This is a genomic window from Chryseobacterium sp. UYP7, from assembly GCF_056279225.1.
Genome location: NZ_JBWBQW010000006.1, coordinates 153,856 through 167,479 on the forward strand (window position 1 = coordinate 153,856; position 13,624 = coordinate 167,479).

Here is a 13,624-nt window from a genome sequence, read left to right on the forward strand (position 1 = left end):
ATTGTTTTATAGCTTATGGAGCTTATTATTTACGAATAATAAGAAAAACCCTATTTTCTCCGATTATATACCTAATAAATTATTTTAACCAAACGCTCCTTAATTTCCTTTTGAACTTAAATTTTTCCTAAATTAAAATTAATGTTAGTAAATTATTCACTTATTTAAATTTATTCTTTCATTTTATAAACTTTTGTAATATGTTTGCTGTAGAATTTTAATCAAAAGTTACCAAACTCAAAAATATAAGAATTATGTGCGGAATTGTATGCCTCTTCGATGCGAAACAAAAAACAGAGGTTTTAAGACCTCAAGTTCTCGAAATGTCTAAAAAAATCCGTCACCGCGGTCCGGACTGGAGCGGGATCTTTCAGAATGAAAAAGTAATTTTTTCTCATGAAAGATTGGCGATCGTTGATCCAACTTCGGGAAAACAGCCGCTTTTCACAAAAGATAAAAAAGTGGTTTTAGCCGTGAACGGGGAGATTTACAACCATCAGGAATTAAGGAAAGAATTTCCGAATTATGAATTTCAAACACAGTCAGATTGCGAAGTTATTTTAGCTTTATACCAACGCGATGGCAAAGATTTTCTCGAAAAACTAAACGGCATTTTCGCCTTCGCTCTTTATGATATTGAAAACGATATTTATTTGGTTGGGCGCGATCATATGGGCATTTGTCCGCTTTACCAGGGTTGGGATAAAAACGGAAATTATTATGTCGCCTCCGAACTGAAAGCTTTGGAAGGCGTTTGTAAAACCATCGAAAACTTTCTACCCGGACATTTTTTATACAGCAAAGACGGTTACGAAATGCAGCAGTGGTACAAAAGAGACTGGATCGATTACGACAACGTGAAAGACAATAAAACAGATATTCCAGCCCTTAGAAAAGCTTTAGAGGACGCAGTTCACCGACAGCTAATGAGCGACGTTCCTTACGGCGTTCTGCTTTCCGGCGGTTTAGATTCTTCGATCATTGCGGCGGTAACCGCAAAATATTCCAGAAACAGAATTGAAAGTGGCGACACGCAGGAAGCCTGGTATCCACGATTGCACAGTTTTGCAGTTGGTCTGGAAGGCAGTCCGGATTTAATTGCAGCACAAAAAGCCGCAGAACATATCGGTTCTATTCATCACGAAGTTCATTTTACAGTTCAGGAAGGTTTAGATGCAGTTCGCGATGTGATATATCACCTGGAGACTTATGATGTTACGACCATTCGGGCTTCGACGCCGATGTATTTACTGGCAAGAGTGATCAAATCGATGGGAATAAAAATGGTGCTTTCCGGTGAAGGCAGCGACGAGCTTTTTGGCGGTTATCTCTATTTCCATAAAGCGCCAAATGCGAAAGAGTTTCACGAAGAAACCGTAAGAAAATTATCCAAACTTCATCTTTATGACTGTTTGCGAGCCAACAAATCGTTGATGAGCTGGGGAATTGAAGGCCGGGTTCCGTTTTTGGATAAAGAATTTATGGATGTGGCGATGAACATTAACCCGAAAGATAAAATGGTCAGCAAAGCAGAAGGTAAAATGGAAAAATGGGTTTTGCGAAAAGCCTTTGAAGATCTGTTACCTGAAAGTATTGCGTGGCGACAAAAAGAACAGTTTTCTGATGGCGTTGGATATTCCTGGATCGATTCTTTAAAAGAAGTTGCGGAAAAAGAAGTGACCAACGAAATGATGACCAACTCGAAATTCCGTTTCCCGTTGAACACCCCTCAAAATAAAGAAGAATACAGATACCGAACCATTTTCGAAGAGCATTTCCCCAGCGAAACGGCGGCGGCCACGGTTCCTTCTGTCCCTTCCGTCGCATGTTCAACACCGATTGCGTTGGAATGGGATGAAGCCTTTAAAAATGCAAACGATCCAAGCGGAAGAGCCGTAAAATCGGTTCACGAGGATTCTTATTTGTAGTGTAGAGCCAGGAAAAAAGTAAAAAGAGCCAAATTACGGGCAGTTGACCACTCTCCAAACCTTGAAGTATTTCGCGCTAACAATTCAGAAAATGGATCAATTATTTTCAATAGGAACGGGCTTTAGCCCGTTTTTTTTATGTAAGAAATAAATGGCTTTAGCCAAAATTGATAGATAAAAATTAAAATAGAAATCAACCTTTTTAATCAAAAAAAAGTTTTTATTTATCTGTTGATCGGTTTCATCCGAAACTCATTAATGGAAATAAGATGTCAGGTATAATTCTTTAAGTAAAATTCTGAGTTAATCGCCCCAACTATAAAATCATAGGTACAAAATTCCAGGAATTTGCTAAAAGATTTCATCGATGACCTTTTTTGATAAAGAGTAATCCGTTGGCAATGCCTTTGATATGATAAACCTTAGATTTGCCGAATGCCATTTTCCGATAACGCGACCAAGAAATATCTGCCTTTAATTCTGGCAACTTCCATTTTCATGCAAATGCTGGATTCTACGATTCTAAACACTTCTTTGCCTTCCATCGCAAGGGATTTACAGGAGTCACCCTTGAATATGCAGAATGCAATTATCAGTTACGTTTTAACTTTAGCGCTTTTTATGCCCGTGAGCGGTTTTCTCGCGGATAAATTCGGCACGAAAAAGATCTTCATGCTATCCTTAGTGGTTTTTATGTTGGGTTCTTTGTTCTGTGCACTCTCTCAGGATCTTACGCAGTTGGTGATTTCACGTGTTATTCAAGGTTTGGGCGGAAGTTTAATGACACCGGTTGGTCGCCTGGCTTTAATTAAAACTTATGAGAAAAATGAGTTGATGAAAGCCATGAATTATGCTATTATTCCGGCCTTGATCGGACCAGTTCTGGGACCTTTGGTTGGTGGATATATGGTAGATTATCTTTCCTGGCACTGGATCTTTCTCATCAACATTCCTATTGGACTCCTGGGACTTTTACTCAGTTTAAAATATATGCCGGATTACCGGTCAGAAAAAATCACTTTCGATCTGAAGGGTTTTTTAATCTTCGCATCCGCTTCTCTCCTGCTATCAATTTCTCTGGAAATGTTTGGAAATTCGCAGCACACCACTTTAATTTTGCTCATTTTCATCCTGGGATTTTTGATGATCTATTACTATTACGTTCACGCCAAAAAAACGCCCAATCCAATTTTTCCCTTGAATTTATTTCAGGTGAGAACTTTTCGCGTCGGAATTTTAGGAAACCTGGCGACGCGATTGGGAATTAGTTCGATACCTCTGTTATTACCTTTGATGATACAGATCGCGTACGGAGAAAGTGCAGTTGTTTCCGGATGGATCGTAGCACCAATGGCTTTAACGGCAATGCTCGGGAAATCTTCAGTCATTAAGATCCTGGATTATTTCGGCTACCGAAAAACTTTAATGACCAACACTTTCATCATTGGAATTTTAATTGCGTGCCTCGGAATTCCGGGAATTAACACCTCGATCTACTGGTTTATCCCGATCATTTCGGTCTTAGGTTTTTTCAATTCCATTCAGTTTACGTCTATGAATACGATCGCGATCGCTGATTTAAGAATCTCACACACGAGCAGCGGAAATTCTTTACTTGCCGTGAATCAACAACTGGCCGTCGGTTTTGGTATTGCGTTCGGATTGATCGCGCTAAAATTATTCGAAAACAACACCATATTAACAGGCGGAAATACGCATCTCGCCTTTCGCTACACTTTTTATATTGTTGGATTGTTAACGGTGATATCGGGATTTGTGTTCAGAAGACTGCATTCTTCAGACGGTGAAAACATGAAATCTCAAGCTTAATCGCACTTGCAATTTAGTACGTCGTAAGGTCTCCAGAAAATTTAAATGTCGACTTTTCCTAAAATAACTCCGCATCCATTTCTGGCAAATATTATTCAATAAGAAAAAAGAGAGCTAAAATTCAGAATTAAATCAGATCCTAAATGAAGCAGTCAATTTTTTGGCCGCTTTTTCTATTTACAAGATTTTAAAATTTAACAATTCTCAATCGAAAATAATTTTTAGTTTGAAATAGATGACCGTTTTAGACAAAAGCAATGATATTGGTAACTTTTAATTCCTAACTTTAATAATCTAAATAATATATTAAAATGGACGAAAAGAAAAAACTGACGCGACAAACAGGAGCACCCGTTCCTGATAATCAGAATTCACAAACCGCCGGACCACGAGGACCTTTGTTAATGCAAGATTTTTGGTTTCTGGAAAAAATGGCAAACTTCGACAGAGAAGTCATTCCGGAACGCAGAATGCACGCCAAAGGTTCCGGTGCTTTTGGAACTTTTACCGTTACGCACGATATTTCTCAATATTCAAAGGCTCATATTTTTAGCGAAATTGGTAAACAGACAGAAATGTTTGCGCGATTTTCTACCGTGGCAGGCGAAAGAGGTGCCGCCGATGCCGAAAGAGATATTCGGGGATTTGCTTTAAAGTTTTATACCGACGAAGGAATCTGGGATATGGTTGGTAATAATACGCCCGTTTTCTTTTTCCGCGATCCTATGAAATTTCCGGATTTAAATCACGCCGTTAAACGGGATCCAAAAACCAATATGCGAAGTGCAAATAACAACTGGGATTTCTGGACTTTACTTCCGGAATCTCTGCACCAGGTGACCATTATAATGAGCGATCGCGGATTGCCAAATGGTTATCGACACATGCACGGTTTTGGGAGTCATACCTACAGTTTTATTAATCATGATAATGTTCGGCATTGGGTGAAATTTCATTTCAGAACACAGCAGGGAATTGAAAATTTAACCGATGAAGAAGCTTTCAAATTAGTTGGAATGGACCGTGAATCTGCGCAAAGAGATCTATTTGGAAATATTGAAGAAGGCAACTTTCCGAAATGGAAAATGTTTGTCCAGATCATGAGCGAAGAAGAAGCAAAAACCTACCGTTTTCATCCGTTTGATCTAACAAAAGTCTGGTCTAAAAAAGATTTCCCGCTAATTGAAGTAGGTGAATTTGAACTGAATAAAAATGCAGAAAATTATTTCGCAGATGTTGAACAGGCTGCCTTTAATCCAACGAATATCGTTCCCGGAATTGGGTTCTCCCCCGATAAAATGTTACAGGGAAGATTATTTTCTTACGGCGATGCGCAACGGTACAGGTTGGGTGTAAATCATTATCAAATTCCGGTAAACAAACCGAGATGTCCTTATAACGCTTACCATCGCGACGGTCAAATGCGTGTTGATGGAAATTACGGCGCGACCAAACATTACGAACCCAACAGTTATGGCGAATGGCAGGAACAGCCTTCTGCAAAAGAACCGCCCCTGGAATTATCGGGCGACGCTTACGCTTATAATTTCCGGGACGATGATGATGATTATTTCACGCAGCCAGGCGATCTCTTCCGGATCATTAAAGCAGATGGAAAAGCGGAAGTACTGTTTAAAAACACCGCAGGACAAGTTGGTGGTGCAGAAAAATTTATCCAGATCCGCCATATCAGAAATTGCTACCAAGCCGATCCGGAATACGGACAGGGAGTTGCAAATGCTCTGGGATTAAGTATGGATGAAGTTAATAATTTCGATATGACACCTTACGATCAATGGGCTCCAAAAAAATCTGTATAATTTTTAATAAATTTTTAATAAATTTAAAAAGTGGAATTGTTTTAATTAACATTCCACTTTTTTTATTATTCAAAAGAAAAAGCATTTTCACCATTGTTTTTTTCGATGTTCTGTTTTGACTATTTGCAACATCATTTTCCGCAGAAATTCCCGATTTTTGCGCCTTTAATTATTCAGGAACAAGTTTTAAGTTAAAGATGCTAAAAGAAAAAAATAAGTTTATTGCAACCTTACTTGCGTTTGCAGTGATCCCAATGTCGGGTTTAGCAACCGATATTTATTTACCATCCATGCCAAGTATGGCGATCGATCTTCAGCAGCCGGAAACGAAAATTCAACTCACCCTTACTTTATTTTTGATCAGTTACGGAATCACTCAGTTTTTTGCGGGAAGTATCGTAGATTCTTACGGAAGATATCGGGTAACTCTGGTTTCTTTGGGATTATTTATGGTGAGTTTTTTAGTCACTGCCTTAACCAAAGACATTATGGTGATCTATGCGATGCGTATTTTACAAGGAATATTATCCGGTTTTGCAGTCGTCTCTAAACGTGCATTCTTCGTTGATGTTTATGACGGTGAAAAACGAAAACATTATTTGAGCGTCATGACGATCGTCTGGTCGGTCGGTCCCATTATCGCCCCTTTTCTCGGCGGTTACTTGCAGAAACTTTTTGGATGGCAGTCGAATTTTTATGTTTTAGCAGCGTACAGTTTTCTGTTATTAATTTCGGAACTCCTGTTTTCCGGTGAAACGCTGAAAGTTAAAAAACCTTTTCTTCTGGATTTTGTATTGAAAGAATATGACATGATGTTCCGAGCCAAAGATTTTTTCTATGGGATGTTGATGTGCGGCGTAAGTTACGCGATGGTGATTTTCTTTAATCTTTGCGGCGCATTTATCATTGAACATCAAATGGGTTATTCCGAAGTTGTCGCCGGTTACGTTTCTTTAATTCTTGGTTTAGCCTGGATGTCGGGAGGATTTTTAGGAAAATTTTTAATAGATAAAGACTTTCTTCCTAAAATTAGATTTGCGAATTACATTCAGTTATTTCTAATTCTACTCATGATATTTTGCTCTTTCTTTCTGAATAATATTTACAGTTTAGTTGCGTTTGCGTTTGTAATTCATGTGACTGCCGGCTTTATTTTTAATAATTATTTCGCTTTTTGTCTCGGCAGATTCCCAAATTCTGCGGGAGTTGCTGGCGGTCTCACAGGCGGAGTTTCCTATATTATCACCTCTGCAGTAAGTTATGGGATTGTTGCGCTCCTTCGACCAACCATGCAGTTGGGTGTTGCGGAAGGATATTTAATTCTGGGAATTTTGGGATTATTTATTCTAAGTATGACAAAATTCAGAAAAGCGCATCTTTAATTTTGAAGATTTTAATTATCTTTATTTTTTAAATATAGATGACTAAAGGAAGATTAGAAGCTTTTAGTGATGGCGTTCTCGCAATCATTATTACGATCATGGTTCTTGAATTAAGAATTCCGGAAGGGGAAACTTTTCAGGATCAAAAACCTTTGATCTTCAAATTCCTTTCCTACATTTTTAGTTTTATATATGTGGGAATTTACTGGAACAACCATCATCATCTTTTTCAGGCGATGAAAAAGGTGAACGGTAAAATCCTCTGGGCCAATCTTCATCTGCTTTTCTGGCTTTCTATCTTACCATTTAAAACCTTCTGGATGGAAGAAAATCATTTCACAAAAAATCCGGTCGCCTTATATGGATTTATCCTTTTAATGTGCGCTCTGGCTTTTAACATCTTACAGAAATTCTGTCTTGATCTGGAAGGAAAAGATTCTGTAATTGCCATTGCACTTACCTCGACGATCAAAGAAAAACTTTCGGCAGTGATTTATATTTACGGAATTTTACTTTCTTTTGTGTACCCAATTCATAGCCGTGGTACTATATTACACTGCGGCACTATTATGGATTATCCCCGATGTTAGAATCGAAAAAAATTTACAGTAACATAATAATTATCAAAAAAATAAAGAGATGACTGAAGTAAAACAAAACGACGATACTTTCGAATTGTATGAAGACGGGCAAAAAGCCGGATTCTTGGAATACATTAAAAAAGAAGATATCATAGAAATCATTCACACCGAAGTGGATGAAAAATTTGGCGGAAAAGGTTTAGGACGAGAACTCGTGCGCGCTGCCGTAGATTATGCGAGAAAAAATGACCTAAAAATCGTGTCTTCTTGTCCGTACGCCAAGAAAATGATCATTAAAACTCCCGAATTTAAAGATATTCTGGCAGAGTAAATTTTTGGTTATAACATTGAACACTGTCACTCTGAGCCTGTCGAAGAGTTTTGCATTAACACAGTTTAATATTGTAAAAGACTTCGACAGGCTCAGTCTGACAAATGGGTGATTAACAAATATTGATAGCACTGTCAATCTGAGCTCGTTGAAGAGTTCTGGATTAACACAGTTTAATATTATGAAAGACTTCGATAGGCTCAGTCTGACAAATGACTAATCAATAAATATTGTAAACTCTGTCACTCTGAGCCTGTTGAAGAGTTTTGCATTAACGCAGTTCAATAATATAAAAGACTTTGACAAGCAAAGTCTGACAACTTCTCATTAAACCAACTTTTAAGACTTTTCGGTGAAAAACTGAAAGGTCTTTTATTAATCCGGATTTGTGGAGAAAATCTAATCTGCGTCCCAACTTGAACGGATCCCGATGTTAAATCGGGAGGGAGTGGAAGGTGGAAAAAGGCGCCCAAATAAAACCAAAAACTCATCTTCTTCATAACTTTAAAAGAGGCGCAAATACTGACAAAAAAAACTATATTTGTGAAAATTTTAAAACAATTTCTATGAATCCGATCGTGTTGCTGTTGATCATTGTTGCCTATTTTGCCCTTTTACTTTGGGTCGCCTACCGAACAGGAAAAGGCAGTAATAACGAAAGTTTTTTTATCGGTAACCGAAAAAGCAACTGGATGCTTGTGGCGTTTGGAATGATCGGAACTTCGCTTTCGGGCGTGACTTTTGTGTCGGTTCCGGGAGCTGTTGGCGCAGATAAATTCCACTATTTGCAGATCACTATTGGATATCTGATCGGATATATCGTTATCGCTTATGTGCTGCTACCACTCTATTACCGATTAAAACTGACCTCGATTTACGGTTATCTGCAGGTGCGGATGGGACAGCTTTCCTATAAATCCGGTGCCTGGATCTTTATCGTTTCCCGATTAGTTGGTGCAACGGCGAGACTTTATCTGGTTGTCAACATTTTACAACTCGCCATTCTGGACAGTTTAGGCGTTCCGTTTATTGTAACTACCCTAATAATACTGGGAATGATCATTCTTTACACCTACGAAGGCGGCGTAAAAACCATTGTTTGGACGGATACTTTGCAAACAACGTGTATGCTTTTGGGACTGATCATTTGCTCGGTTTACATGATGAATCATCTTGGTTTAAATTTTACGGAAAGTATTTCGCAAATGAATAAACTGGGTTATACCGAAGTTTTTAATACTGATGTCGACAGCAAAGCTTTCTTTTTCAAGCAGATCCTGGCGGGAGCTTTTATAACAATCACCATGACGGGAATTGACCAGGAAATGATGCAGAAATCATTGTCGGTAACAAGGTTGAAAGATTCCCAGAAAAACATGGTCGTACTCGGCTTTATTTTAGTGGTCGTGATCTCTCTTTTCCTTTTCATGGGCGGACTTTTGCACCTTTACGGAAACACAGAACACGTGGTTAGTTCCGGCGATCAACTGTTCCCGGATATTGCTTTGAATCACATGCCGCCGTTTATTTCGATCATCTTTATTATCGCTTTGATCTCAGCGCTTTTCCCCAGTGCAGATGGCGCGATGACGGCTTTAACTTCGTCTTTGTGTATTGATATTTTTGGACTGCGAGAAAGACCAATTTCCGAGAAGGAGCAGGAGAAATTCAGAAAAAGAGTGCACCTCATCGTTGCGTTCGCTTTTTTAATTATGGTCGTTATTTTTAAACTCATCAACGATAATTCGATGATCGGTTTAATCCTGAAAATGGCTGGATTTACTTACGGACCTTTGCTTGGACTATTTGCATTCGGAATTTTCACGAAGTTTAAAGTCATTGATAAATGGGTTCCTTACGTTTGTATTGCGGCACCGATCATTTCTTACTTTATTGATAAATACCAGGAAACTGTTTTCGGAGATTTCAAAATTGGACTGGAGTTGTTGATCATTAATGGATTGATCACGTTTTTTGGATTGTGGTTGATTCGGAAGAAAAATTAAAAATAAAATGACTTTAGAGTTAACCTTGTCAAGGTTTTTTAAAAAAAAATCAGTAAAAATGAATCATGGACATTAGATTAACATCCATAGAAGCAGATTGTTTTTACCACATTTACAATCGTGGGACTACTGGTGAAATTATTTTTAAAACTGAGCGAAACTACTTGTTTTTTTCTCAATAAAATAAAAGAAAAACTTTTAAATGTTTGTGATATTTACGCTTACTGCTTGATGCCAAATCATTTTCATTTGTTAATTAAAATTAAATCCGATACTGACTTACAAAACCTTGTCAAGGTTCTGAACCTTGACAAGGTTGAAGGCCTACATTCTCCACAACATATATTTTCAAAACAATTTTCAAGAATTTTCAATTCTTACTCGCAAGCATTTAACAAAGAAAACAATAAACATGGTGCTTTAATTGAATCACCCTTCAAAAGAAAATTAATCACTTCTGAGGATTATCTAAGACAATGCATTATTTACATCCATCAAAATCCCATTTCTGAAGATTTTGAAAATTTCGACTATTCTTCTTATAAAATAATTTTAAGCAACAGGAATACTTCTTTAAAAAGAAATGAAGTGATTGAATTATTTGAGGGTAAAGAAAATTTCGTATTCTGCCATAAAAAAGAAACGGATTACCAGTTTTGAAAAGTACAATAAAACTTTGCGTATATCCCGATTTAACCTTGTCAAGGTTTAAAACCATGACAAGGTTCTGAGAAAACAAAAATCCGGGCTAAAAACCCGGATTTTTTTAGTTCATTAAAATCCTCAAAAATCATATCTTAGCAAGGAAACTAAAACCAAACCCAGACTATGAAAAATATTACGATTCTTCTCCTGTTTCTTTTTTCCACCATCATCTCCGCCCAAAATTTCGAACTCTCCACCCTCAGAATTGGAGAATATAAGATCTTTATGAAGAAGGACGATGCCGAAAAATTATCGAAAAGCAAATTCCAAAAAACGGACAATTATGAACAGCGGAATCAGGTTAATTATTTTGGGGAGAAAATCGACATTACGGTTTATGAAGGTTATGCCGGGGAAAACCAGGAAAATACTGAAACCATTCAGGTCTTAAGCACAAAAAGTAAAAAATTCCGAACCAAAAGCGGAATGGGCGTTGGTAGCTCCAGAACCGAATTGATAGAAGCCTACAAAGATTACCCGAATTTTTCTGTAAGTCAAGACTGGGACGATAATGGCAAATCGAAAACAACAAGTTATTTTCGGTTAAGTGATCTGGATGCCCAAACCGAACTCTCCTTTAAATTGGTCAACAATATCGTGGTAGAAGTAATGATTTATTTAAATGAAGGATGTTAAAAAATAAAATTTAAACGATGAAAAAAATATTTCAATTCCTTTTTATCCTGTTATTTTCAATAGGAATTTCTGCACAGAAAAAAACGAAGAAAAAACAAAAATATGAAATAACTCAGGAAGCGGCAGTCGTAGATTCTGCTTACGCAACAGAAGTTGGCTATCCGTCGGAAAATGATGATCCCGATGTAGATACGTTAAATGTGAAAGCCGGAAAAGCTCATGTATTTTTAATAAAAGCAGATCAGTGGAACTCCCAAAGTTTTGGCGATGATCAGGAAGAAAAAGAATTGTTGAAGAATTTTCCAAAAAATACTTTTGAAATCACTAATATTAATAAGTACACTTATATTCATTTTGGAAACGGACAATTTCTAGACGCAAGTGAAAACGGAAATTCTTACGAAGCCATTGCTTTTTGGAGCGGCAACAAGATCGACAAAATTAAAACTCAGGAAGGAATTATAAAAGCCACAGAATTTGTTGCGCAACAACTGGGCGTAAAAAAGCAATCGTCATATATCATTAATGATAAATTATACAGAAAGGAAGTTTCTGCTTTGCAGTCTAAAAATAATTTTACCCCAAAATCAAAGGAAGTAATGGATTTTTATTTGCGAATGTTATCACTTCCCATCATTTCTTTTCTTGGTGATAAAGAACTGTTCTTAAATCAAAATCAAGACAAAGTAAAAACAATAAAAACCTATTTTATTGAAAAAAATGGCAAACGCAGAATTTATGAATCGATTGATCTGAACGAAAAAAACCAGCCAATTTCTGTAATCCATTATGGCAGCGAAGGAAATGAAAAATCAAGAATGAGGTTTGAGTATGAGAACAATATTTTAAAACAAATTAAATCTCAAGAAGAGACTGTTACGGCCATTAATTATGATGATCGTGAACTTATATTGAGTAAAAATATTGGAGAAGGCGACGAAACTAAAGTATATCACCTTGAAAATGGCAAGATGTTGCAAAAAAATTATACCATTATGCAAGATGAAAATTATGCGCAAATGAATTCATATTCTGAAGAAACAATGAAAAACAATTGCGTGAATTATACGATTAACAATGAATTGTGGACCACCGTATGCAGCACAAAAACAGATGAATTCCCTTTCACTTCCAATTACACTTCCTACCAGGATGGAAAAATTTTGCAGACGATGAACAATAAAATCACGAAAAAATCGCCCATTTTATATGAACAATTTTCAAGTGAAGATTCTGATGGAAATATAAACAAAGAGCTAAATCCAAGTGGAACCTATCATTTCAACGAAAAAAACCTACTCACTTCTTTTGATTTTATTAAAAATAAAAATTTAAAAAGAATTGAAATAGACTACACTTTTTATCCTTAAAAAAAAGTTCAGTCAATTTTAAAAACAAAAATCCGGCGCAAAAACCCGGATTTTTTCATTTCCCAGACCCATCAAAAATTTGTAAATTCGCCTGCAAATAAATCTAAATAATGAGTAAATCGATTGAAGAGCTGAAATCTCTTACAACACAGATCAGAAGAGACATTTTGCGAATGGTCAACGCTGTAAATTCCGGACATCCAGGCGGAAGTTTGGGCTGTACCGAATACTTTACCGCACTTTATGGGAAAGTATTAAACTACAAATTACCCTTCAGTATGGCTGGGAAAAACGAAGATCTTTTCTTCCTTTCCAACGGTCACATTTCCCCCGTGTTCTACTCTACTTTGGCGAGATTCGACTTTTTTCCCGTTTCAGAACTGGCAACTTTCCGTAAATTAAATTCCCGTTTGCAGGGTCACCCGACGACGCATGAGGGACTTCCGGGAATTCGGGTCGCTTCCGGATCTTTGGGTCAGGGTCTGTCGGTTGCTATTGGCGCCGCTTTAGGAAAAAAATTAGATGGCGATACCAGTTTAATTTACACTTTACAGGGCGATGGCGAACTGCAGGAAGGTCAAAACTGGGAAGCTTTTATGTACGCCGCTGCAAAAAAAGTCGATAACCTTATTGCGACTATTGATTATAACGGCCGCCAGATCGATGGCGACACCGATGATGTTTTAAATTTAGGCGATCTGCATGCAAAAATGGAAGCCTTTGGGTGGAAGGTTTTAGAAGAAAAGAACGGTAACGATTTAGAAGCCGTTATTGGAATTCTGGAACGTGCAAAAGCAGAAACCGGTCAGGGAAAACCAGTCGTGATCATTTTGCATACAGAAATGGGATTTGGGGTAGATTATATGACGGGAACGCACGCTTGGCACGGTAAAGCACCGAATGCAGAACAGCTGGACACGGCTTTCAAACAACTGTATTTAGAAGCTCCGGGTGATTACTAAACTCAATTGGGCAGACATTTCCGGCCTCCGTTCCCGCTTTTTTAATTGCTGGCTTCGACAAGCTCAGCCACCA

The 13,624-nt window shown here is 37.5% G+C and carries 11 protein-coding genes; all 11 read left to right on the plus strand.

Annotation, left to right across the window (positions count from 1 at the left end; all coding sequences use genetic code 11):
• Positions 1–254 precede the first annotated feature (254 nt).
• The 11 genes from asnB (at position 255) to ACZ9HT_RS13130 (ending at position 13,551) form a co-directional block, all read left to right on the plus strand.
• Positions 255–1,928, plus strand: a complete 1,674-nt coding sequence (asnB, locus tag ACZ9HT_RS13080) for an asparagine synthase B (RefSeq protein ID WP_476040935.1) — start codon at positions 255–257, stop codon at positions 1,926–1,928.
• A gap of 435 nt (positions 1,929–2,363) precedes the next feature.
• Positions 2,364–3,758, plus strand: a complete 1,395-nt coding sequence (locus tag ACZ9HT_RS13085) for an MFS transporter (RefSeq protein ID WP_476040936.1) — start codon at positions 2,364–2,366, stop codon at positions 3,756–3,758.
• Positions 3,759–4,069: 311 nt separating this feature from the next.
• Positions 4,070–5,578: a catalase gene (locus ACZ9HT_RS13090; protein ID WP_476040937.1), complete on the plus strand. Its 1,509-nt coding sequence runs from the start codon at positions 4,070–4,072 to the stop codon at positions 5,576–5,578.
• A gap of 197 nt (positions 5,579–5,775) precedes the next feature.
• On the plus strand, positions 5,776–6,960 hold the full coding sequence (locus ACZ9HT_RS13095; protein WP_476040938.1) for an MFS transporter: 1,185 nt from the start codon (positions 5,776–5,778) through the stop codon (positions 6,958–6,960).
• 38 nt (positions 6,961–6,998) lie between these two features.
• Complete coding sequence (locus ACZ9HT_RS13100; protein WP_476040939.1) at positions 6,999–7,550, plus strand: TMEM175 family protein; 552 nt, start codon at positions 6,999–7,001, stop codon at positions 7,548–7,550.
• 49 nt (positions 7,551–7,599) lie between these two features.
• The gene (locus ACZ9HT_RS13105) at positions 7,600–7,872 is read left to right on the plus strand and encodes a GNAT family N-acetyltransferase (protein ID WP_476040940.1); all 273 of its coding nucleotides are present in this window, start codon (positions 7,600–7,602) and stop codon (positions 7,870–7,872) included.
• Positions 7,873–8,438: 566 nt separating this feature from the next.
• Positions 8,439–9,878, plus strand: coding sequence for a sodium:solute symporter (locus ACZ9HT_RS13110; RefSeq protein WP_476040941.1), 1,440 nt, complete (start codon positions 8,439–8,441; stop codon positions 9,876–9,878).
• Between the two features lie 231 nt (positions 9,879–10,109).
• Positions 10,110–10,538 (plus strand): transposase, encoded by a 429-nt coding sequence (locus ACZ9HT_RS13115; protein ID WP_476041005.1) that lies wholly within the window; start codon positions 10,110–10,112, stop codon positions 10,536–10,538.
• 168 nt (positions 10,539–10,706) lie between these two features.
• Positions 10,707–11,219, plus strand: a complete 513-nt coding sequence (locus ACZ9HT_RS13120; RefSeq protein ID WP_476040942.1) for a hypothetical protein — start codon at positions 10,707–10,709, stop codon at positions 11,217–11,219.
• A gap of 17 nt (positions 11,220–11,236) precedes the next feature.
• Complete coding sequence (locus tag ACZ9HT_RS13125) at positions 11,237–12,589, plus strand: hypothetical protein (RefSeq protein ID WP_476040943.1); 1,353 nt, start codon at positions 11,237–11,239, stop codon at positions 12,587–12,589.
• Positions 12,590–12,699: 110 nt separating this feature from the next.
• Entirely contained in the window at positions 12,700–13,551 is an 852-nt protein-coding gene (locus tag ACZ9HT_RS13130; RefSeq protein WP_476040944.1) for a transketolase, read from the plus strand.
• Positions 13,552–13,624: the final 73 nt, after the last annotated feature.